Source organism: Mesorhizobium sp. M0633 (assembly GCF_040320645.1).
In the GTDB taxonomy this organism is placed as follows: domain Bacteria; phylum Pseudomonadota; class Alphaproteobacteria; order Rhizobiales; family Rhizobiaceae; genus Mesorhizobium.
On record NZ_JAMYQC010000054.1, the window covers coordinates 1 to 19966 of the forward strand.

Sequence of the window (19966 nt, forward strand, 5' to 3'; positions counted from 1 at the left end):
CCCGATGTGCAGCCGCACGGTCTTGAGCTTTTTGCAATTCTCGCTAACCTGGGTCGAACCGCTCAGAAGATGCGCATATCGCCTCGAGCGGGCGCTTGCGGGTTATGATCGTGATGTTGTCTTAGCTACGATGTTTCCCATCCGCTTGGTTAGGCTGTCGAAAGAAACAATCGCTCTTCGATCACTTACTTCCGGAGCCCGATATCATGATGAAATATCCAGACGTTAAACCAGGTCTTAAAGAAGAAGTGCCCTGGTCTGACAGCCTGACCAGCTACGACCGCCAGCACTTCACGACCTACCTGAGGCTCCTGGATGCAGGTGCCGACGAGGCAAGCTATGAGGAGATGGCGCAGGTCATCCTCGGCATCGATCCGGTGCATGAGCCGGAGCGGGCCCGGAAAACTGTGCGAAGCCATCTCGATCGGGCGAACTGGATGGTGACGACCGGTTACAAGGAATTGTTCGCCGGATGAGGGCGAACAGGCGGCGACACGCTCCGCTTGTCAGATGTGGTTACGGCGTCCGCGACAAGAGGGGTCTGACGGTCGGGGCTGCGGGAATTAGGTTCAAATTGAAAGACCTTAGTTCTTTGCTCCATCATGACGATCGACCAGATGGCCGGCGACCGGTGCGAGCACCAGACCCGCCACGCTGGACGACAGCAACACGAGGTCAACCTCGCCCGACTGGACGAAGGCGAATGCGACACACTGCTCCTGATCGATCCGGATCACTTCTCCTTAATCAACGACAAAACACGGATATTCCAAAAGTGGCCAGGCTTTGGTTCGAATTGCAAAGGCGCTTGGTCCGGCCTTTTTCTTTCGCGCGAGAAACGGGTAAACTGAGGCGACGACGCCCGGCGCTGCTTGGGCGATCTCGCTGCCAGAATTTTGCAATATCGCGTTGCCACTTCGCCGGGTGAAATCACGACCATGATGAGAGCTATCAAGCCGACGTTTAACGTCGCCAGCCCGGCAGGCGGAAAACTGATCCATGGCCGTTTTCTCGACCTGCCATTCTGGCCGGTCATTCGAGGGCGATGGCAATTCGCCGCGTGCTTTTGCCGATATTTCCAAGTGATGTGGAAGAATTGACTATGCTGCAGGCTTGTCGAAGACCATGGGCAACCCACGTTTCGACGCCATCTCGACGACCAACTCTTCGATGGCGTGATCGGAAAGGCGGGTATGCAGTATCGTACAAATCCGTTTAACCAGTCGTGCACCGGCAAAGGCGAGAGATCCTCGGCATCGAGAAGCCGACTGACTTCGATCACAACGTCAGCATCGATGTCGCTCGGCAAATCTCGCATATGCTATCTCCGATCGATGTAAATATTGCCGTCTTCCTGACCGTCGTCGAGTCAAGCAAATGAACGTCGGGGTTGTTTCCCACGACGGCAGGACTCGATGTTCTGCTTCGGCTGCATAATTCGCGGTCATCGCAGCGACGCGTGAAGCTCTGCTTTCCTAAGTCACTTTGGAAGCCATCGAGGCTACTATCATTTGGACCTCAGTCGCTGCGTAGGATTTTCGCTTCTGGCGCCGCTACAACGAAGGCCCGTCTCGCAACCGGCGGCTGAGCTTCACCACTCAGAACCTGAAGACATGCATCCATAGCCAGTTTTCGCTTCCTCGTCTGATAAGGAAAACTCCGCAGCAGGATCGTGGCAGCATCGTTCACATCGAATATCACGCGCTCACGGTCATGCCGGCCAACTTGCACCACCACGGGCCGGACGAACCTGCTCGACATGCAATTACTCTCTCAGCTCCGACCTCGATACGGTCTTCGCGTATCATGACGTGGGGTCGATTTATACATGTATTGGCTAGGGTCCGAAGAGAACCTGCAGTTGCTCAATCTCAGCAGGCCGCTATCTGAAATCCCGATGGGTCCCGGTCTTGTTGCGCAAGAAAGCACAGCGGATTTCTGTCGCGTCCGGAAGGTGAAGCGGCGCTTGGTCCTACGGGCGGGCTTTTCTGAAGCCCGAACCTTCCTTCCTGGGTGTCAGCCCTGACGCGGCCGCTGCCGTTGCGCCAGCGCTTCTTTCGGCGCGGATAGGCCGACAGAGGCAGAGGGCGGACGGGATTGCGGGTGGCGGGTGGAGGTCCGGGAGATCGGCTCCCGGCGCCCGCCGCGGAGTTCCAACCATGACACAGATGGAAATTCACACGCCCACACGCAACGAACGTCGAGGCTACAAGGTCGACGTCAGCCGCGGCCAGCGCATCGGCCGGGTCTCGTCGGAGTGGTTTAGCCGCCCGGCGGACGAGCGCTATCTTTCTCTCACCGATCTCCACAATTCGGTGAAATTGCGGTCCGAACGTAGCAAGACGCGTATCGTCGAAAGTGAGCCAATTCGCGTCGAGGCCAGCCGCGACGATCCGGAGCGCCTGAGGCTAATGCTGCCCGATGCGCCTGCCCCAGTTGCCCCCACGCATTGGAGTTTTGGCCAACTCGCTAGCCTGGTACGCGCGCCGGCTACCTATCTGCGCCAACTTCCGGCCCCGCTTGCGGCGATCAACCTTCAGCACGGTCTCCTCAACCACCGCGCCGAGCAGGTGAAGACACTGGAAATCGAGAACGGACGCCTCGAGCTGCGAGCGGTAACAGGTCCGGACTACGGCAGGATTTTCGATGAAGAGCTGATCGCGGCCGTCAAAAAAATCGCCGGTAACGGCACCGGTGACACGCGTTGGAAGGTGCCTGGCGTGCTCGACTGGTCAACGGGAATCTACAATCCGAACGTCGACATCTCCAACGACACGACGACGCTCTATGCGTCCGACCGTGATGTCTTTGTGTTTCTTGTCGACGACCTGAACCCGATCGAGGCCGGGCGGCTGCCGAATGGGGAACCAGATCTTTATTTCCGCGGCTTCTACTGCTGGAATTCCGAAGTCGGAGCCCGCACCCTCGGGATCGCCAGCTTCTATTTGCGCGCAGTCTGTCAGAATCGTAACTTATGGGGCGTGGAAAATTTCCAGGAAATCACCATCCGGCATTCCAAATATGCCGCCTCGCGTTTCGCTTTGGAAGCCGAGCCAGCGCTGATCCAGTTCGCGGAGTCTTCGCCCATGCCGTTCGTCAATGGCATCAAGGCTTCGCGGGAGCGTGTCGTCGCTCGCGACGATGAAGATCGCCAGAGCTTCCTGCGCAAGCGCGGCTTCTCCAAGGCGGAGACGACGAAGATCATCGATGCCGTGCTTTCGGAGGAGGGGCACCCGCCCGCCTCGATTTTCGACTTCGTGCAGGGCATTACGCGGGTGGCGCGCGACAAGCCGCATCAGGATGTTCGCCTGGAGATGGAGGGCAAGGCCAAGAAGCTGCTCGATCTGGCAGCATGATACTGCAATGCTGCGCGCGGCGGGAGTAGGTAGCGTCACCGGGCTGCTGATGCCGCCAGTTTCAAGCATGTGCATCGCTGCGGCGCGCAGCACACGGCCTGCGCTGCCGGTCTGGCAAACACATCTCTCAGGTCTAGGTGTGCGCTGCACAAAATCGCAATGCTGCTATGCACAATTAATGCTTCTCGGCTGCGCGGAAGGGAGTAGTCTGTCGGTATCGAGTTTCGTCCGGGTCACCTCCTCCCGACCTTGGCGATCAGGGACGGCATTTATTCCTCCCGAATGCTGTCGTCCAAATCAAGCCCGCCGCACCTCCTCCCGCGGCGGGCTTTTTCGTTGTGCGCGCGGCGGCTTCTGGCAGCCCAATTGCAGGAAACGAACGCGGAGGTCCGTCAGTCGGGAGGTTGAACCGTTCGATTGTAATGGTACGCTCGACATCCACCGTAATCTCCAGCACTTCGTTCCATGCCTCCTCGCCACCGAGCTCCGAAAGGGCGAGATGAAAGAGCCTGTGCTGGAGATCGAGGCTCATCAGGCCAGGGGCGGTGTTGAAGGCGACCAGCCGACATGCAGCTCCTCGCGGCGATAGAGGCCGCGAAAGTCGGTCGTGTTGTGCGTGACGAGCACATAGCCGTCATCGACCGCGCGCCGGGTCACCATATGGTCCTTGGCGCCGGCGAGGCCCAGCCAGCGCACATGGCTCGACTCGGGAAAACCCCGTTCGCGCGCCAGTTTCGCAAGCTCTGGGCTCAGGCATTCGTCGATCAGGAAATTTCACGAAACGGCCGGCAGATCGTCGAGACGGATTGTGCGTGTCGACTTCGCCGCCGTGCTGCGCCACGCCGGCTTGACCGGCGGACGGCCACGCCGCGGATAGGCGAGCGCATAGTCGGCCGCGAGCCCGATCTTGTCGAGAGTCAGTTGCGGATAGGCGGCACGGATCGTCTCGGGCGTATCGCCATTGGCGAGCATGTCGGCAACGTCATGAACAAGCACGCGTGTTCCCACAAAAGCCGGCTGACCGCTAAGTACCGCTGGATCGCGCGCCACCATGGCCTTGGCTTTCCTCAGCCGGCTGAGGCCGGTTCTTACCCCGGCGGTGATCGGCTTCAGGTCGATCTTAAGCGGATCGTCCGCGACCACGGGCGCAGCATCATCGGCAATGGCGTACTCGACGATCCGCCGCCGCGCGGCAGGCGTCAGCGTCTCCGCCGTCAGCCAGGCGAGGCGTAGGCCGACGAGACCCGCTCCGATGATGACGCGGCTGCCGCGGCGTGTCTCGACACGGCCGCGTAGCAAACCGGCATCGATGATGCGATGCACCTGCTTAAGCGGCACCTGCGTTACCGCCGCCGCCTCATTGGCGGTGAGCACTTCGGTAGTAAACCCCGGCATGACAATAATCCTTCCACGTTCATGGAAGATATATAGTCACTCTGCCGTCCGCAGTCCAGCGAAGCTTTGCGGCAGGCGGCCGGCGCCGGTGTGAGGCCTGGAGGCAGAGGGGCGAGGGGAGGTTCCTGACGGGCTTGGAGGTTCGGGGAGAGGCCCCGGGCCGCCCGTCATGGAGAACCTGACCATGGCAAAGAACGCCATTCAGAAGATCGCGATGAACGCCGCGGAGAATATTCCCTATGACAAGCTAATGCTGTCGCAAAAGAATGTTCGGCGCATCAAGGACGGCGTGTCGATAGAGCAGCTCGCCGAGGACATCGGACGGCGAAAGCTGATCCAGAGCCTGAACATCCGTCCCGTGCTCGACGGCGAGGGCGAGGAGACCGGCACGTTCGAGGTGCCCGCCGGCGGCCGGCGTTATCTCGCGCTCGGCATCCTCATCAAGCAAAAGCGCCTGGCGAAGAACGAGCCAATCCCCTGCATCGTCAACCGCGGGCAGGAGACCTCGGCCGAGGAGGATTCGCTTGCCGAAAACCTGCGGCGCGCCGACCTGCACCCGCTCGACCAGTTCCGGGCCTTCAAGACGCTCAGCGATCAGGGTCTTGATCCCGAGGAGATTGGTGCCCGCTTCTTCGTATCGCCTGCGACGGTGAGGCAGCGCCTGCGGCTGGCCTTGGTATCGCCGAAGCTGCTCGACCTCTATGAGAATGACGAGATCCGGCTTGAGCAAATCATGGCCTTCTCGATCTCGGACGATCACGGGCGCCAGGAGCAGGTCTGGGAGCGAATCTCCAGCTCCCACACGCAGGAACCCTATTACATCAGGCGTCTGCTGACGGAGACCACCGTTCGCGCCGACGATCGCCGGGCCGTCTATGTCGGTGCCGAAGCCTATGAGGCTGCCGGCGGGGTCATCCTTCGCGACCTGTTCGAGCAGGATTCCGGCGGTTGGTTCCAGGATGCGGCGCTCCTCGAGCAGCTTGTCTTCGACAGGCTGAAGGTGGATGCCGAGGCGATTCGCGCCGAAGGCTGGAAATGGGTCGAGGCGGCGATCAGCTTTCCCTATGGCCACACCTCCGGCATGCGGCGCATCTACGCCGAGGCGCAGGAGCTCAGCGCCGAGGAGATCGAACGCTACGACGCGCTGAAGGCCGAATACGACAAGCTGGATGCGGACTACGCCCAGGCCGAGGATGCCGACGAAGCAATCGAGGCGAAGCTCGACCAACTGGGTGCCGAGCTCGATGCGATCAATGATCGTCCTCAAAGCTACGATCCCGCCCAGAAGGCCATTGCCGGTGTGTTCGTTACGCTTTCCGCGAACGGCAAGCTCCAGGTCGACGCCGGTTTCGTGCGGTCCGAGGACGAGCCGCGGACCGAAACCGGCGACGTCGATGAGGGCGAGGAACAGGATGCTGAAGGCGAAGCCCGATCCAATGGCGACGACTGTGGCGATGGTGTTGTCGTCAACGGCAAGCCGGTGAACGACAGCGCTAGTGACGACGGCGAGGACGATGGCATCAAGCCACTGCCCGATCGGCTCGTCTTCGACCTGACCGCGCAGCGGACGCTGGCACTGCGCAACGTGCTCGCCGGTGACGTCGACATCGCCTTCGTCGCCGCACTCCATGCCTTCGTCCTGCAGGTCTTCTATCGCTTCGCGCCGGACACGTGCCTGGAGATCAGCCTGAAGAGCGGCAGCTTCAGCCAGGTCGACGGTCTTGCCGAGACATCGTGGGCCAAGGAGATCGCCGAGCGGCACGAAGCCTGGGATCGCGATTTGCCCGATGAAGCGGATGGCCTGTGGGACTTCCTTCTCGGCCTCGACGAAGCAAGCCGCAAGGCGCTGTTCGCGCACTGCGTCTCGCTGACCGTCAATGCGGTGGTCGAACCCTGGAACAGGCGACCGAAGGCGCTCGAGCATGCAGAAGTGCTTGGCCGCTCGCTCCAGTTCGACATGGTCGACGCCGGCTGGACGCCTACCGTCGAGTTCCTCGGGCGGCTCACCAAGGCGCGGATTCTACAGGCTGTCCGTGAAACTCGTGGCGCAGACTCCGCGCAGCTGATCGACCACATGAAGAAGGACATCATGGCCCGTGAAGCCGCCCGTCTTCTCGAAGGATCAAGCTGGTTGCCCGAGCCGCTGCGGCTTGAGGTCGATGAAGTGGCTACCGATGCGGGCGACGCGGTTGCCGGCGACATGTCGGAAGAGGCGGCTCTCGACGGCGATGCCGCCGAGCTGCCGGCCTTCCTCGCCGACGATGCGGATACGTCCTCCGATGAGCCTGTGACCATCGACGGCGACGATGCGGACCACCTCCAGGCCGCTGAATAATCGGCCTCACGCTCGCACCGGGCCCGGCACTCCCGCCGGGCCCTTTTTCGTTTTCCGACATGGAGAAACCCGCATGTCCGCACATATCGTGTACGAATCCGCTCCTCTGGGGAGCGTTATCCGGTACAGAGACGGCACCGCGAAACCACCGGCTCGCTTCACCAAAAAGCTCGCCTTCTGGGAGAGCCGCAACGGCGTCGGCCGCCTGATCAAGAAGGAACCGCCGCGCGAGCGCGCGACCTATAGCTCGCCCGCCCATTTCACCCTGCATGAGGGGGATTTTGGGCAGGGCGGTATCATCATCGTCTCGGTCAGGCGCACCTGGTCCGTCGAGAGTGACCTGTGTTTCGAGGTCATCGAGCGTCCCATGATCGGCATGGTCCGTGTCCTGCAAGAAGTCGGGGACAGCCCGGAACTCCTGCATCTCGCCGAGAACCGCGAGGCGGCCGAACGCTGGCTCGCCAACAACCAGTATGGTCAGGCCTATCTCGAGGAAGTCTCTGCCGCTGAAGTCGGCGCCGACGTCATCGAGGGCCGCACGGCCGCCTGACCGTTCCACCATTTAACCCCACCCGAAGACGGGCCCGGGCTCGCGTGAGCGATCGCCGGGTCTTTCCCGTTTCATGGAGATCGACATGTTTGATTGGAACAGAAGCTGCTCCTATGACGAGCAGCAGAAGAGGCGTTTCCACATGACAGCCCGTTCACGGCTGAAGAAACTCGCCGCCGAACTAAACCTGCCATCGGGCTGCTTTGACCTGCGCTCGAACAAGGCGGGCATAGCCGTTTCCGGCGAAGTCACCCTGCACCATCACCGTGCCTACATCCAGGTCGGCCAGTTCGGTTTGTCCTCAGGTCACGGCATCCTGATCCGCACCAAGGGGCGCAAGGATTATGTCGGCGGAGCCAATCACTTCGTCGCGCTCGACATGCTCGACGACATTCCGCCGCTCGCCGCCGCCGTCCGCGCCATCACTGGGGTTGGTCGAGACGGTTCGCGTTCCTCCGAACGGCGCGCCGCCTGAACCCTGCAAAAACCATCACCGCCGGTGCACGCACCGGCCGCAGGCTCGGCCAGTCGACAGCCACAACACCACCAAACAGTTGCGACGACGCGGTTCATGCCGCGCCTGGCCGACCCGCGTTTAGGAGAACCCCATGACCGCACATCCACCCTTCAGGAAGGTGCTCGACGGCGTCGCCACCCGCGAGCAGATGTTCCAACTGTTCAGCCGACACAAAGAACTCATCGATCCGCTTTCCGGCACTCCCTATTCAGGCGAGTGGTTCCGGATCACCGCGTCAGAATATCACTCCATGCTCGATTTGCTGCCGCCGCTCTTCATGCGCACCGACATGTTCGGCATGTCGGAGTTCAAGGCCGGCAACGTGACCAGCGTATTCTTCGCGATCCGGATCCGGGCCGCGAACGCTGTTTTCATGGCTTTTGCGACCTCACGGATCGGCAATCCCCGGACAAGATGCGCGCCGCAATCATCGCCCACGAGACCGGCGCGAGCGACAGCATGACCCGCGCGGAAAAGCTCGAGGCGATCTGGAACGCGACGCATCCCGACTTCAGGGGGATCGCCGGCGAGATCAATCCCCACACCTGGCCCGCGGACCACCGTGGCAAACGCGTCGTTCTCGTCAACAACGGTGGCCACGAACGATCCTGAAACTGCTCGAAGACCTGTCGGACGGCGAGATCGACAGCCGCTTGCCGGCAACTCGCGCACGAGGCGCCAGGAGGGGAGGAGACAACGATGCGGACCCCCCGTAAACACCCGCCAGGGGCCGGCAAGGACACCTATGGCGTACTCGACCTACACCGCAAGCCTCGGTGCCCCAGATCGCCGCCAATACCGGCGCACGCCCCCAGGAGCGCTAACGGTCGCCGATCTCGTACGTCCCGGCGACACGGTCGCCACCTCCTACAGCACCGGCGGGGTCGTCATCGAGGTGGAAGAGCACTTCTATGCGGCGCCGACGGGCGAGACGCTGTCACACTTCACGATTGTCTATGTGCCGCCCGATCGAACTACAAGGTACCGCGATTCCGATCGTCGCTGGATCAACGAATGTGCCGCCATCGGCGACCGCATCCTAATGCTGTTCGAGGCCAACACGGACGAGGTCTTCGTCCTCAGCCGTGCCCGACCGTCCCAACCTCCGCGATCCAGAACCATCCCAGCCGATGGGCCTTTCCAAAGTAGAGTTCGAGCGCTGGCTGCCGAAGGCGATCGCGGCAGTCGAGAAGGCCAGGGCGATTATCGAAGAACGCCGCGACCCGCCGGATGACTCGCCATAACAGCTAACATCCGACTTGATCTTCGTCAGCTCCCGCGCCGTTTCCGCGTCGATCGCAGCGAGATCGAGATTTCCCCAGATCGAACGCTGCCGCGCGGAGTCGCCACGCTTCTTCTTCACCTCGACGATGAAGGGTCGGCTCTGCCGCTTCATTTATTGCACCACCTTCGGATGGGAATCTGTCCGTTGCGGGATCGGGTCACATCTACGCTGGCCAACGCCTATCGTCCACCCAACGCAACCATCGACCGCGGTGCCGCCCTGGACGGACGCCGATGCGAAAGCCAACTCTCCAGCGTCTCGCTCGCCGATGCAACGCGGGGTTCGGACAGCTCGAATGGCATGCCGAGTTCAACGCTGACAACGATCAGGCGCCCACTGTGCTTACGCCGCGGATCTTCGCAAACCCACAGCATGGTCACCGAAAAAGACGATCGCTGGTCACCCCTCACCATACCGTCATGGTCCAAGACAACGGGGATCCTTGTCCAACGCATGTCTGAATCGATGGCCGCCAATCGATTCACGGCATTGATGGAAATCTGAGATGTCGTTCCCAGCCTATGGAAGGGCCGGCATCTCCCCGTCACCGACCCGCCAGGTCCACGCACCCATCTCCGGCCGGTTCGCGACCATATCCTGCAACGAAGCCTCGAATGTTTCGTCCGCACCGGCGGGGACGACAAAGAGCGCGATCGGCTGCTGCCTGTTCTGGAGCAAAGCGTTGGCGATCGGCTGGTCGGTTTGCAGGTCGTAGCGCAATCCCTTCACGCTCTTCTCGCGAAGGCGGGCGAGCGCGTCGACCAGCCGCTTCTCCGGAACCGTCTCGTAAGGAATCCAGTTCTCGGACACCACCATCAACGCGACCTCCTCGACAATGGCGAGACCGGCCGGGTTCAATCCGAAGGTCGCGATCACTATCAGATGTGAGCTGGAATCTGCTCCCCACAGCGACAATTCTTTCTCGAAACGTACCGGCAAACGCCGATGCAATGCATCGTCGATGATGAAGGGAAAACCGGGCAGGTGCCTGATGACGAGTTTCTGACCGGAGCGGGCAGGAACAATCTCTTTCACCTCGCCGACCAGGACCAGCAGCTTTCGTGGGCCGGATTTCGGCGGGAGCGCCGTGCCGAGAACCGCGTTGCGACGCTGCTCGATCGCTTCCCTGTTCTCGGCGCGAAATGGCTCGGGCACGAACAGGATATCCGCGAGCGGCCCGCCCCTCACCGTCATTTGCCCGGCAGCCTCGAGCAGATGCCAGCGGACATTCCACCAATGTCGCTTGCCAGCCCATCGGGATGTCCAGACCGTCAGTTCGGCCTCGTGCCAGAGATAATGAAGGAGGCCACGCAGCGACATCCTCCTGGGATCGGCGGTTACGCTGGCGGAACTTTGCCCCGCAGGCACGGATGCTGCCCGGCTCCCCGTCTTCGACAGGCTGAAATCGAGTTTCAAAGCCGCCAAGCCGCTTTGCGGATCGAGCTGTATCGCGCTGCCCATCAAGGCGCCCAGGCCGGACAGTTCGTAAGGCGATTCATATGAATCACAGGATGGATCATGCCCGCCGCCGCTCAGCGGCATGCGCTTGATCAGGTGAAGGTCGCCGATGCGGGCGATGTACATCGGGCAGCCTGGCTCGCGGCACAGGCATAGCGGACGCTCGGTGCGGGCATAGGCGCTCGCCAGCGCCGCCTGCAGGTCAGGCGCTCCCTCCTCGTAGACCTCACTGCCAATTCTGAACCGTCGCATCACCTCCGCAGCTCCAGGTCGCCGCCGCATCCCTGTCCGCGCATCAAGTCATGGCTTTGCGCAGAGCGCAACCCGTTTGGTGCATCGCGCCAGAGGCAAAGGGGAGCCGGAAGGAGTGCGGCCCGGCTGGCGCGGAGAGAGTGCCGGCGCGGGCGCCACTCCCCTCTCGCGAAGGACATCTCCATGAACATTGTTTCGACCACATCTGCCGTTGCCCGGACGGCCGCTCCCCTCAGCGCGCCGACGCACGCCCCCATCAACAACGCCCAGGCGATCTATCAGGCGGCAATGCGGCTTCTGCCTTTCCTGGAACAGGGCAAGCCTGTCACCACCGCCGCGCTGCGCACGGCCATGACGACAAGTTTTGGCGGCAGCGACGCGCAAGGGTTCTGGGTCTGGAAGGACGCCTATGAGGCGCTCGAAGTCGCCCAGGTGCTGTTTCTGCGCCGGTTCGGCCCTGCGATCCTGTCCCGGTCCACCACGCCGCAGGCAACGCTGGCGATGATCAAGCGCCTCGCCGAACTTCTTCCCACCCATACGCGACGGTCCGACGAGAGCCAGGCCATGCAGCAGCTCTCCACGCCCTTGCCGCTGGCCTTCGTCACAGCGCACGCTGCGGCGATCGCATCTTGCGACCTCGTTCTCGAACCCTCGGCCGGCACCGGTCTGCTCGCCGTCCATGCCGAGATGGCGCGCGCCTCGATCGCCCTCAACGAGCTTGCCGCGACGCGGGCCGATCTCCTCGGCCTGCTGTTTGCGCGCATGCCCGTCTCTCGGCACGACGCTGCCCATATCGACGATCATCTCGAACCTGCGATCAAGCCGTCCGTCGTCTTGATGAATCCGCCCTTCACCGTCGGCGCCCATGTCGACGGCCACGTCACTGACGCGGCATGGCGGCACCTCTCCTCCGCATTCGCACGCCTGCGTTCGGGCGGGCGCCTGGTCGTCATCACCGGCACCGGGCTGTCTCCCGAGAACCCCAAATGGCGGCGCGCCTTTGAGCGGCTGCGGCAGCAGGGCACCGTCATCTTCACCGCTGCGATCGACGGCCGTGTCTACGCCCGCCATGGCACCACCGCCGAAACCCGGCTGACGGTAATCGACAAGGTGCCGGCCACTGACCCGACCGGCTGCGTCCGGTCACCGGGCAAGGCCGCTGACGTCGAGACGCTGCTCTCCTGGATCACGGATCTGCCGCCCCGCACACCGGGCGGCTTTCCGGATTCGATCGGCGCTCTGTCGCACGGGATCCTGAGGAAGGCAGCAGCGCACATGGCCGCCCGATGCGCGGCGAGAGCGGCACCCGTTGCTGGGTCAAAGGCTGCTCCAAAGGCAATTCAATCGGTCCGTCCGATTGCGCCGGCGAAGCCCGCTGGCCAGGTCATGGCAAATAGTATGCCTGCCGTTCCCCTTGCTTATGAGCTGCGCGACTGGATGCCAGAGGAGGGCGGCCGACTCACCGACACGATCTACGAGCCCTATGCGCTCCAGTCGATCCACGTCCCCCGCGCCAAACCGCATCCGACGCCGCTCGTGCAGTCGGCCGCAATGGCCGCCGTCGCGCCACCAAAACCTTCCTATCGGCCGCTTCTTCCTGATGCGATCATCGACAAGTGCCTGCTGTCGGACGCTCAGCTTGAAAGCGTCATTTATGCCGGCGAAGCCCATTGCGGCCATCTCGCCGGGACCTGGACGGTCGACGAGACCTGCGACGTCGTCTCGGCCGCACCAGAAGGTGCTGCGAAGGCTGTCCGCTTCCGCCGTGGATGGTTTTTGGGTGACGGAACCGGCTGCGGCAAGGGCCGGCAAGTCGCCGGCATCATCCTCGACAATTGGCTGCAGGGCCGCCGCCGTGCGATCTGGATTTCCAAGTCGGATAAATTGCTTGAAGACGCCCAGCGCGATTGGGCAGCACTCGGCCAGGAAAAACTCCTCGTCCAGCCGCTCTCGCGCTATCGGCAGGGCACACCGATCCGCCTTGCCGAAGGCATCCTGTTCACGACCTACGCAACCCTGCGCTCACAGGAACGGGAGGGCAAGAAATCGCGGATCGCTCAGATCCTCGACTGGGTTGGCCAAGAGGCGGGGAGGGCCGAAGGCCCGACAGGGACTGGAGAGAAGCCGGCGAGGAGGGACGAAGGCCCGACGGGGAACAGAGAAAACTGGGCGGGAAGGACCGAAGGCCCGACGGGGATTAAAGAAAGCCAGACAGGGCTTGGAGAAAACCAGTCGGGGGCCAAAAAATCTTTCGATGGCGTCATCGTCTTTGACGAGGCGCACGCCCTGGCCAATGCCGCTGGCGGCAAAAGCGAGCGTGGCGACGTCGCGCCCTCGCAGCAGGGCAGGGCGGGGCTGCGGCTGCAGCACGCCCTTCCCGACGCGCGCGTCGTCTACGTTTCCGCGACCGGTGCGACCGCGGTCGAGAACCTCGCCTATGCGCAGCGTCTCGGCATTTGGGGCAGCGAGGATTTTCCATTCGCCAACCGCGCCGAGTTCGTCGCTGCGATCGAGGACGGCGGTGTCGCGGCGATGGAAGTGCTCGCCCGCGATCTCAAATCGCTCGGCCTCTATGCGGCGCGTTCGCTTTCCTATGACGGCGTCGAATACGACCTCCTCGAGCACGAGCTGACCGACGAACAGATCCGCATCTACAACCCCTATGCCGATGCGTTCCAGGTCATTCACAACAACTTGACCGCCGCACTCGAGGCGACCAACATCACCAGTGAGTCCGGCACGCTGAACCGCAACGCAAAATCGGCGGCGCGCTCGGCCTTCGAGAGCACCAAGCAGCGCTTTTTCTCGCATTTGATTACCTCGATGATGACGCCGACCCTGATCGGCGCGATCGGACAGGATCTTGCCGATGGCCATTCGGCAGTCGTGCAGATTGTCTCGACGGGCGAAGCGCTGATGGAACGACGCCTTGCCGAGATCCCGACCGAGGAATGGTCGGACCTGCATGTCGACATCACGCCGCGCGAGTATGTCGGCGGGTACTTGATGCACTCCTTCCCCACCCAGTTGTTCGAGGAATATTCGGACGCCGAAGGCTATGTCTGTTCGCGGCCTGTCCACGACGAAGATGGCAACCCGGTTCAATGCCGGGAGGCGGTTCGCCGGCGCGGCGAGATGATCGAAAAACTCGCATCGCTGCCGCCGGTCGGCAGCGCCCTCGACCAGATCATCCATCATTTTGGCACAGACACCGTCGCCGAGGTGACCGGCCGCTCGCGCCGCATCGTCAAGAAGACCGGCCGCGACGGCATCGACCGGCTGGCCGTGGAAAACCGCCCTGGCTCGGCCAATCTGGCCGAGACCCAGAGTTTTATGGATGACGACAAGAGCGTTCTGATCTTCTCCGACGCCGGCGGTACAGGCCGCTCCTATCACGCCGATCTCGGGGCCAGGAACCAGAGGCTGCGCAAGCACTATCTGCTCGAAGCCGGCTGGCGCGCCGACAACGCCATCCAGGGTCTCGGAAGGACCCACCGCACAAATCAGAAGCAACCGCCGCTGTTCCGGCCGATGGCCGCCAACGTGAAGGCTGGCAAGCGATTCCTGTCGACGATCGCGCGACGGCTCGACACGCTTGGCGCGATCACGCGCGGCCAGCGCCAGACCGGCGGGGCAGGGCTGTTCCGGTCCGAGGACAATCTCGAAAGCCCCTATGCCCGTGCGGCCCTTCGCCAGTTCTATCTTCTGTTGCACCAGGGCAAGATCGACGGCTGCTCGCTCACGACCTTCGAGACGGTAACCGGCCTGTCGCTGACGACGGATGAAGGCGGGCTGCGCGACGAACTACCGCCGATCACGACCTGGCTCAATCGCCTGCTGGCGCTGCGCATCGAGACCCAGAACCTGCTGTTCGAGGTGTTCGAGCAGTTGATGGCGGGAAGAATAGAAGGCGCCATTTCCGCCGGCACCTACGACAAGGGCCTGGAGACCATCACGGCGGAGAGCATCGTCGTCACCGATCGCCGCACCGTCTACGCGCACCCGATCTCGGGCGCGCAGTCGCATGTCCTGACGGTCGCGCGGAAGGACCGTATCCAACCGCTCGGCCTCGTCGACGCGCTGGCCATCGTCCGGGCGGAACCGCAATCGGTTCTGCTGGTGAACGCCCGCTCCAGCCGTGCGGCGATCCGGCTGCCGACGGCGAGCCTCATGCTCGACGACGGCACAGTTGAACACCGCGTGCGCCTGCTGCGGCCGACGGACGAGCTGCGCTTCGGTCTCGACGCCCTTGCCGAAACACACTGGCAGTCCGCCGACCGAAAACTCTTCTGTGAATTCTGGCAGGCAGAAATCGACGCCGTCCCCGAATTCACCACCAGCACTTTCCACACCGTGACGGGTCTGCTGCTGCCGATCTGGCGTCGGCTGCCGGACGACGACTGTCGAGTCTATCGCATGCAGACCGATGCCGGCGAACGCATCATCGGGCGTCACATCGCGCCGACCCTTGTCGCGACCATGTTCCGCAATCTGGGGCTCGACGATGTACCCAAGCTCGCGCCGGAAGATGCCTGGACCGGGCTTGTCGACGGACGGATCGGACTGCAACTCGCCGATGGCCTGATTCTGCGCCGCAGCCGCGTCATGAATGACTACCGTGTCGAATTGATCGGCTTCACCGACGCGATGGTCGCTCGGCTGAAGGCGCTGGGGCTGATCTCCGAGATCATCTCCTGGAAGCTCCGGCTGTTCATCCCGACGACCGCGCAAGGGTCCGCCATCCTCGCCGCGCTCCTCGACCGCCATACGCTGGTTGGCGTCACCGACCGTACCCCGGCGGCTTGAGGGGAGGCGATCATGACCGGCTCGGCCTCCGAGCTGGCACGCCGCCTTGGCGAACATGCCGAGGCGGTGTGCCGCGAATATCTTTCCAATGGCCATCGCTCCGGCAATTACTGGATCGTCGGCGATGTCCGCAACACGCGCGGCCGTTCCATGCATGTGCGGCTGAGGGCAAACGCCAAGGGCCCGGCGGGTAGGTGGGTCGATGAGGCGACGTCTGAATTTGGCGATCTGCTCGATGTCATTCGCGAAAGCTGTGGTCTGGTCAACTTCCGCGCGGTCGCGGATGAAGCACGTCGCTTCCTCTCCGTGCCGCTGCCACCGCCACAGAACCCTGGCCGGCAGCGCCAGCTTACCGCGAAACACGGCTCGCCTGACGCGGCACGTCGCCTGTTCGCCATGTCCCAGCCGATCGCGGGCACGCTGGCGGAACGCTATCTTGCCGGCCGCGGCATTCTGCTCTCCACACATGACCGTGCCCTGCGCTTCCATCCCGGCTGCTACTACAGGGATCTCGTGACCGGCGAGACGCGGACGCTTCCTGCGCTGATTGCCGCTGTCACCAGCCTCGACGGGCAGATCACCGGCCTGCAGCGCACCTGGCTTGATCCTTCGGGTCAGGGCAAGGCGCAGCTCGCCGATCCCCGCCGCTCGCTGGGGGATCTCCTGGGCAACGGCATCTGGCTAGGCCACCAGCCCGGTGCGCCCGTCCCGGTCATGGCCGCGGGCGAGGGGTTCGAGACGATGGCTTCGCTTAAGGTGGTGATGCCGGTGCTGCCGGTGGCCGCCGCCACCTCGGCCAATCACCTTGCCGGCCTGAGGCTTCCACCCGGCTGCCGCCGCCTCTACATCGCAGCCGATGCCGACGCCGCCGGCCGGCACGGCATCGAACGTATCAGCCAATGCGCCGGGGAGGCCGGAATCCTCGCCCTGGTATTGCAGCCGCAGCTCGGCGACTTCAACGACGATCTGCGCCATCTCGGCCCGGCCCATCTCGCGGCATGGCTCAGCGATCAGCTCGTCCCGGAGGATGTCCGTCTCTTCCTGCCAGCTGGATGAACGGGTCGGGCCGGCAGACGGCAGGGTGGCGTCACCGGAAGCCTTGCAGCTATGGCGGCGGTCCGCCGGAGAGGCTGCGCCCGCGGCCTGCCCGAGAGGCGACCCCTGCCAACCCCCGGTCACGGCCGCAACGGCTGCGCCGTCCTCCGCTCGCGCTTCGGCCTTCGGTGCGGCCGCGCCCGGGGCGCGGCCGGGATGCGCTGTCAGGCCGCGATGGGCGCGGCCGAAACCGACGGAGACACCGCCATGACTTACGAGCTTCCTTTCGACGACGCCTACGAGCCCTACCACGCCTCTTCGCCTACCGACCGCGTCATCCTCGAACTACAGATGTACGGCCATCGCCCGAAGCAGGACGAACCTGATCCCCGCCCGCTGCCCGACGACGAGGCCATCCGGGCTGGCCTCGCCGGCATCGTCGAGACCTTCGCCGGCATGCTCGGCGACACCAGGCTCGAACCCGATCTCGACGACCTGCTCTGGTCCTTCGCAAACGTCTTCCACCGTGCCGCCGAGCGCGTCGCCCGCAGCCTCGACCGCAACGAGGAGGCGCAGCGTTCGAGCCAACAGGAGCAGGACGGTTCCGAGGTGAAGTCGGTCGAGCTGGAACGGCTCACGGCCGAGGGCATCACCTATATCGAGCGCCGCAACGTGCTCGAAATCATGCGCGATGAGGCTGCCGACCTCTACGAGGCACAAACCGGATCGGCATGGCGGCCGCGCACTGGCTCCAAGGTCTCCCACCAGGCGATGACCGCTTCGGTGATCGACTCCAGAGACTTCCTCGCCGCCCGCCGCCACGCCGAAACCGAGGTGCTCGTTCCAGCCGGCACCAAGATTGCCTTCGCCGGTGGTCTCGACTGCAACGATCACGACCGGATCTGGAACGCGCTCGACAAGGCCCGCGAGAAGCATCCCGACATGGTCCTGCTCCACGGTGGCAGCCCGCGTGGCGCCGAACGCATCGCCGCCTGCTGGGCCGAGAACCGCAAGGTCACCCAGATCGCCTTCAAGCCGGACTGGACCCGACACGCCAAGGCGGCTCCGTTCCGCCGCAACGACCAGCTTCTCTCGGTGGTGCCCTACGGCCTGATCGTCTTTCCCGGTTCCGGCATCACCGAGAACCTGGCCGACAAGGCGCGTCGGCTCGGCATCCCCGTGTGGCGGTTCGCGGAGGACGGCGCGTGAGCGCCGTTTTCTTGCAAATCTAGAAAATCTAGATAATATGGAGATCGATAAGGAGTCCAGCCATGCGCCAGTTCACGACGGGGGATCTCAACAAGCAGGTTGGCGACGTCACCGACGTTGCCAGCCGCGAACCCGTTATTCTTACCAAGCACCGGAAACCCCGGTTCGTGCTGATGAGTTACGAGCACTACGAACGGATGCGCATCGGCGGCGATCCCCGCCGCGCATACCGTGTCTCCGAGATGCCGGAGGAACACACGGAACTCTTCGCCGCCGAGATCGACCGATTGGCGCGCGGGGAAGGATACGATGATGAGCGGTAGATTCCTGCCTGGTCAGGTGATCTCCTACCCGTATCTTTGGGCATGGCAACACGAGCGCGGCGAAACGGAAGGCCGCAAGAGCCGGCCCACCTGCGTGGTCATCGCTGTCCGCGGCGCAAGAGATGGCCTGACCCATCTCGCGCTCCTGGCGATAACCACCCAACCACCAACCAGCGATCGGGTCGGTTTGGAAATCTCCACTATCGAGTGCCGCCGCGCCGGTCTGACCGATCTCAAACGCTGCTGGATCGTGGTTGACGAATACAACTACGATATTGCCGAACGCTCCTGGTACATCGAAGCCGACGGTAAGCCCCTCGGTCGTTTCAGCAAGGCATTCATGATGAAAATCGCAGGCGCCTTTATCGAAGCGCGCAGCGAGGGCCGCCGCGTCAGCCGTCTGGATTGACGTTCTCTTTCGCGGCCATGCGCTCGATCCAGGACGTGAGCCTCTGGCTGGCCGACAAAGACCACTAGCTCCAAGCGCGAAGCGCAACTAGCCAGATGCGCGTAGCGCCTCCGGCAGCTGCAGGATCCGGGCGCGCCGGCCTGCGGCCGGCCGGGCTCTCGTCGCGGCGTCCCGCCGCTTCCCGAGCCAGCTTTGCCGTCTCGGCCTTCGGGTGACGATCCCTCGCGCAGGGCCAGGGGAGAGGGCGGCCGGCGCGGGGCGGGGGACGCGGGAGAGAAGGGAAAGTCACCATGTCGATGATATTCATAGGTGGATCACGCGAGATATTCGAGCTGCCGGAACCTGCCATCGCTCGCATCGGCGCAATCGTTGCTGCCGAGCACGGCGTGCTGGTTGGCGACGCGCCTGGAGCCGATGCCGAGGCGCAGGGCCTGCTCGCCGGCTACAAGTACGAGCACGTCGGGGTCTTCCATGCCGGCAAGGAACCCCGCAACAATCTGGGCGACTGGGCCGCCTACCATGTTCCTTCTCCTGAAGGAGCTCACGAGCACTGGTTCCACGCCGCCAAGGACCGGGAGATGGTGCGGCGCGCCGACTTTGGGATGATGGTCTGGGACGGCGCATCACCGGGCACGGCCGTCAACGTGCTTCGGCTCGCCATCGCGAACAAGCCGTGCGTCATTTACGATCTGGCCAGGGGCCGGATGGCGACCACGTACAATGTGGAAGACTGGTGCGCGATGCTCCGCCATGCTGATCCGGACATTCGCCGCCAAGCCGAAGCCCGCATGACGCCGGATGAGCGTCTAACGTTGCCAGGATGATGGATGCGGTCCTGCCGACAGGCCCTGCGGGTTCAATCCGATATGTGATCCGGCTCCTCGCCGCCTAACCACTTGTATGAGCGGACGGAGCCGGCCCCTTTCGAAACCGGTCCACGCGCAGAGCCGCGGGGCGTTGTACGGATGATCATCTTGACGCTTCTCGCCTCTGAAGCGGGTGCAAGCGTGCCGAACAATATCCTGGCTTGCCGGGT

The 19966-nt window shown here is 63.3% G+C and carries 20 protein-coding genes; 13 read left to right on the forward strand and 7 right to left on the reverse strand.

The window, feature by feature from the left end; translation table 11 throughout:
* Positions 1-209: 209 nt before the first annotated feature.
* The gene (locus NKI47_RS32525; RefSeq protein ID WP_352595540.1) at positions 210-476 is read left to right on the forward strand and encodes a DNA -binding domain-containing protein; all 267 of its coding nucleotides are present in this window, start codon (positions 210-212) and stop codon (positions 474-476) included.
* A gap of 108 nt (positions 477-584) precedes the next feature.
* On the opposite strand, the gene NKI47_RS32530 is transcribed toward NKI47_RS32525, so the two are convergent.
* From NKI47_RS32530 to NKI47_RS32540, 3 genes are all read right to left on the reverse strand, one after another.
* Positions 585-737 carry a hypothetical protein gene (locus NKI47_RS32530; protein ID WP_352595477.1) on the reverse strand — a complete coding sequence of 51 codons (153 nt, stop codon included), beginning with the start codon at positions 735-737 and terminating at the stop codon, positions 585-587.
* 6 nt (positions 738-743) lie between these two features.
* Positions 744-1001 (reverse strand): hypothetical protein, encoded by a 258-nt coding sequence (locus NKI47_RS32535; RefSeq protein ID WP_352595478.1) that lies wholly within the window; start codon positions 999-1001, stop codon positions 744-746.
* A 517-nt stretch (positions 1002-1518) separates the two neighbouring features.
* Complete coding sequence (locus NKI47_RS32540) at positions 1519-1761, reverse strand: DUF982 domain-containing protein (RefSeq protein WP_352595481.1); 243 nt, start codon at positions 1759-1761, stop codon at positions 1519-1521.
* 398 nt (positions 1762-2159) lie between these two features.
* Here NKI47_RS32540 and NKI47_RS32545 point away from each other — a divergent pair, with 398 nt between their 5' ends.
* Positions 2160-3356 carry a DUF932 domain-containing protein gene (locus NKI47_RS32545; RefSeq protein ID WP_352595483.1) on the forward strand — a complete coding sequence of 399 codons (1197 nt, stop codon included), beginning with the start codon at positions 2160-2162 and terminating at the stop codon, positions 3354-3356.
* Between the two features lie 531 nt (positions 3357-3887).
* Here NKI47_RS32545 and NKI47_RS32550 read toward each other — a convergent pair.
* Together NKI47_RS32550 and NKI47_RS32555 are read right to left on the reverse strand one after the other, a co-directional pair.
* Complete coding sequence (locus tag NKI47_RS32550) at positions 3888-4124, reverse strand: DUF5615 family PIN-like protein (RefSeq protein ID WP_352595543.1); 237 nt, start codon at positions 4122-4124, stop codon at positions 3888-3890.
* A 6-nt stretch (positions 4125-4130) separates the two neighbouring features.
* Positions 4131-4751 carry a DUF433 domain-containing protein gene (locus NKI47_RS32555; RefSeq protein WP_352595486.1) on the reverse strand — a complete coding sequence of 207 codons (621 nt, stop codon included), beginning with the start codon at positions 4749-4751 and terminating at the stop codon, positions 4131-4133.
* A gap of 184 nt (positions 4752-4935) precedes the next feature.
* On the opposite strand from NKI47_RS32555, the gene NKI47_RS32560 reads away from it, so the two are divergent.
* The 5 genes from NKI47_RS32560 to NKI47_RS35295 all read left to right on the forward strand — a co-directional run bounded on the left by NKI47_RS32560 (position 4936) and on the right by NKI47_RS35295 (position 8765).
* Positions 4936-7086, forward strand: a complete 2151-nt coding sequence (locus NKI47_RS32560) for a ParB/RepB/Spo0J family partition protein (RefSeq protein ID WP_352595489.1) — start codon at positions 4936-4938, stop codon at positions 7084-7086.
* A 73-nt stretch (positions 7087-7159) separates the two neighbouring features.
* Entirely contained in the window at positions 7160-7636 is a 477-nt protein-coding gene (locus NKI47_RS32565) for a UCP036055 family protein (RefSeq protein WP_352595492.1), read from the forward strand.
* Between the two features lie 85 nt (positions 7637-7721).
* Positions 7722-8111 (forward strand): hypothetical protein, encoded by a 390-nt coding sequence (locus NKI47_RS32570; RefSeq protein WP_352595495.1) that lies wholly within the window; start codon positions 7722-7724, stop codon positions 8109-8111.
* Positions 8112-8271: 160 nt separating this feature from the next.
* Positions 8272-8616, forward strand: coding sequence for a DUF1419 domain-containing protein (locus tag NKI47_RS35290; protein WP_502898116.1), 345 nt, complete (start codon positions 8272-8274; stop codon positions 8614-8616).
* Positions 8613-8765, forward strand: coding sequence for a hypothetical protein (locus tag NKI47_RS35295; protein WP_352468584.1), 153 nt, complete (start codon positions 8613-8615; stop codon positions 8763-8765). The genes NKI47_RS35290 and NKI47_RS35295 overlap by 4 nt, the downstream gene beginning before the upstream one ends.
* Before the next feature lie 427 nt (positions 8766-9192).
* On the opposite strand, the gene NKI47_RS32580 is transcribed toward NKI47_RS35295, so the two are convergent.
* On the reverse strand, positions 9193-9549 hold the full coding sequence (locus NKI47_RS32580) for a hypothetical protein (protein WP_352517965.1): 357 nt from the start codon (positions 9547-9549) through the stop codon (positions 9193-9195).
* Positions 9550-9957: 408 nt separating this feature from the next.
* Positions 9958-11148 (reverse strand): DUF1173 domain-containing protein, encoded by a 1191-nt coding sequence (locus NKI47_RS32585; protein ID WP_352595498.1) that lies wholly within the window; start codon positions 11146-11148, stop codon positions 9958-9960.
* Positions 11149-11331: 183 nt separating this feature from the next.
* On the opposite strand from NKI47_RS32585, the gene NKI47_RS32590 reads away from it, so the two are divergent.
* The 6 genes from NKI47_RS32590 (at position 11332) to NKI47_RS32615 (ending at position 19754) form a co-directional block, all read left to right on the forward strand.
* On the forward strand, positions 11332-15954 hold the full coding sequence (locus NKI47_RS32590; RefSeq protein ID WP_352595500.1) for a strawberry notch-like NTP hydrolase domain-containing protein: 4623 nt from the start codon (positions 11332-11334) through the stop codon (positions 15952-15954).
* Positions 15955-15966: 12 nt separating this feature from the next.
* Entirely contained in the window at positions 15967-17010 is a 1044-nt protein-coding gene (locus NKI47_RS32595) for a DUF7146 domain-containing protein (RefSeq protein ID WP_352595503.1), read from the forward strand.
* Between the two features lie 246 nt (positions 17011-17256).
* Complete coding sequence (locus NKI47_RS32600; RefSeq protein WP_352595505.1) at positions 17257-18198, forward strand: DUF2493 domain-containing protein; 942 nt, start codon at positions 17257-17259, stop codon at positions 18196-18198.
* Positions 18199-18260: 62 nt separating this feature from the next.
* Positions 18261-18521 (forward strand): type II toxin-antitoxin system prevent-host-death family antitoxin, encoded by a 261-nt coding sequence (locus NKI47_RS32605; protein WP_352483438.1) that lies wholly within the window; start codon positions 18261-18263, stop codon positions 18519-18521.
* On the forward strand, positions 18511-18930 hold the full coding sequence (locus NKI47_RS32610; protein WP_352595508.1) for a hypothetical protein: 420 nt from the start codon (positions 18511-18513) through the stop codon (positions 18928-18930). The genes NKI47_RS32605 and NKI47_RS32610 overlap by 11 nt, the downstream gene beginning before the upstream one ends.
* Before the next feature lie 290 nt (positions 18931-19220).
* Positions 19221-19754, forward strand: coding sequence for a hypothetical protein (locus NKI47_RS32615; RefSeq protein WP_352595511.1), 534 nt, complete (start codon positions 19221-19223; stop codon positions 19752-19754).
* Positions 19755-19966 lie beyond the last annotated feature (212 nt).

Bases quoted from the DNA above. Each gene is read 5' to 3' on its own strand.
- NKI47_RS32525 (WP_352595540.1), top strand. From the start codon at position 210: ATGAAATATCCAGACGTTAAACCAGGTCTTAAAGAAGAAGTGCCCTGG.
- NKI47_RS32535 (WP_352595478.1), bottom strand. From the start codon at position 1,001: ATGGATCAGTTTTCCGCCTGCCGGGCTGGCGACGTTAAACGTCGGCTT.
- NKI47_RS32540 (WP_352595481.1), bottom strand. From the start codon at position 1,761: ATGTCGAGCAGGTTCGTCCGGCCCGTGGTGGTGCAAGTTGGCCGGCAT.
- NKI47_RS32545 (WP_352595483.1), top strand. From the start codon at position 2,160: ATGACACAGATGGAAATTCACACGCCCACACGCAACGAACGTCGAGGC.
- NKI47_RS32555 (WP_352595486.1), bottom strand. From the start codon at position 4,751: ATGCCGGGGTTTACTACCGAAGTGCTCACCGCCAATGAGGCGGCGGCG.
- NKI47_RS32560 (WP_352595489.1), top strand. From the start codon at position 4,936: ATGGCAAAGAACGCCATTCAGAAGATCGCGATGAACGCCGCGGAGAAT.
- NKI47_RS32565 (WP_352595492.1), top strand. From the start codon at position 7,160: ATGTCCGCACATATCGTGTACGAATCCGCTCCTCTGGGGAGCGTTATC.
- NKI47_RS32570 (WP_352595495.1), top strand. From the start codon at position 7,722: ATGTTTGATTGGAACAGAAGCTGCTCCTATGACGAGCAGCAGAAGAGG.
- NKI47_RS35295 (WP_352468584.1), top strand. From the start codon at position 8,613: ATGACCCGCGCGGAAAAGCTCGAGGCGATCTGGAACGCGACGCATCCC.
- NKI47_RS32580 (WP_352517965.1), bottom strand. From the start codon at position 9,549: ATGAAGCGGCAGAGCCGACCCTTCATCGTCGAGGTGAAGAAGAAGCGT.
- NKI47_RS32585 (WP_352595498.1), bottom strand. From the start codon at position 11,148: ATGCGACGGTTCAGAATTGGCAGTGAGGTCTACGAGGAGGGAGCGCCT.
- NKI47_RS32590 (WP_352595500.1), top strand. From the start codon at position 11,332: ATGAACATTGTTTCGACCACATCTGCCGTTGCCCGGACGGCCGCTCCC.
- NKI47_RS32595 (WP_352595503.1), top strand. From the start codon at position 15,967: ATGACCGGCTCGGCCTCCGAGCTGGCACGCCGCCTTGGCGAACATGCC.
- NKI47_RS32600 (WP_352595505.1), top strand. From the start codon at position 17,257: ATGACTTACGAGCTTCCTTTCGACGACGCCTACGAGCCCTACCACGCC.
- NKI47_RS32605 (WP_352483438.1), top strand. From the start codon at position 18,261: ATGCGCCAGTTCACGACGGGGGATCTCAACAAGCAGGTTGGCGACGTC.
- NKI47_RS32610 (WP_352595508.1), top strand. From the start codon at position 18,511: ATGAGCGGTAGATTCCTGCCTGGTCAGGTGATCTCCTACCCGTATCTT.
- NKI47_RS32615 (WP_352595511.1), top strand. From the start codon at position 19,221: ATGTCGATGATATTCATAGGTGGATCACGCGAGATATTCGAGCTGCCG.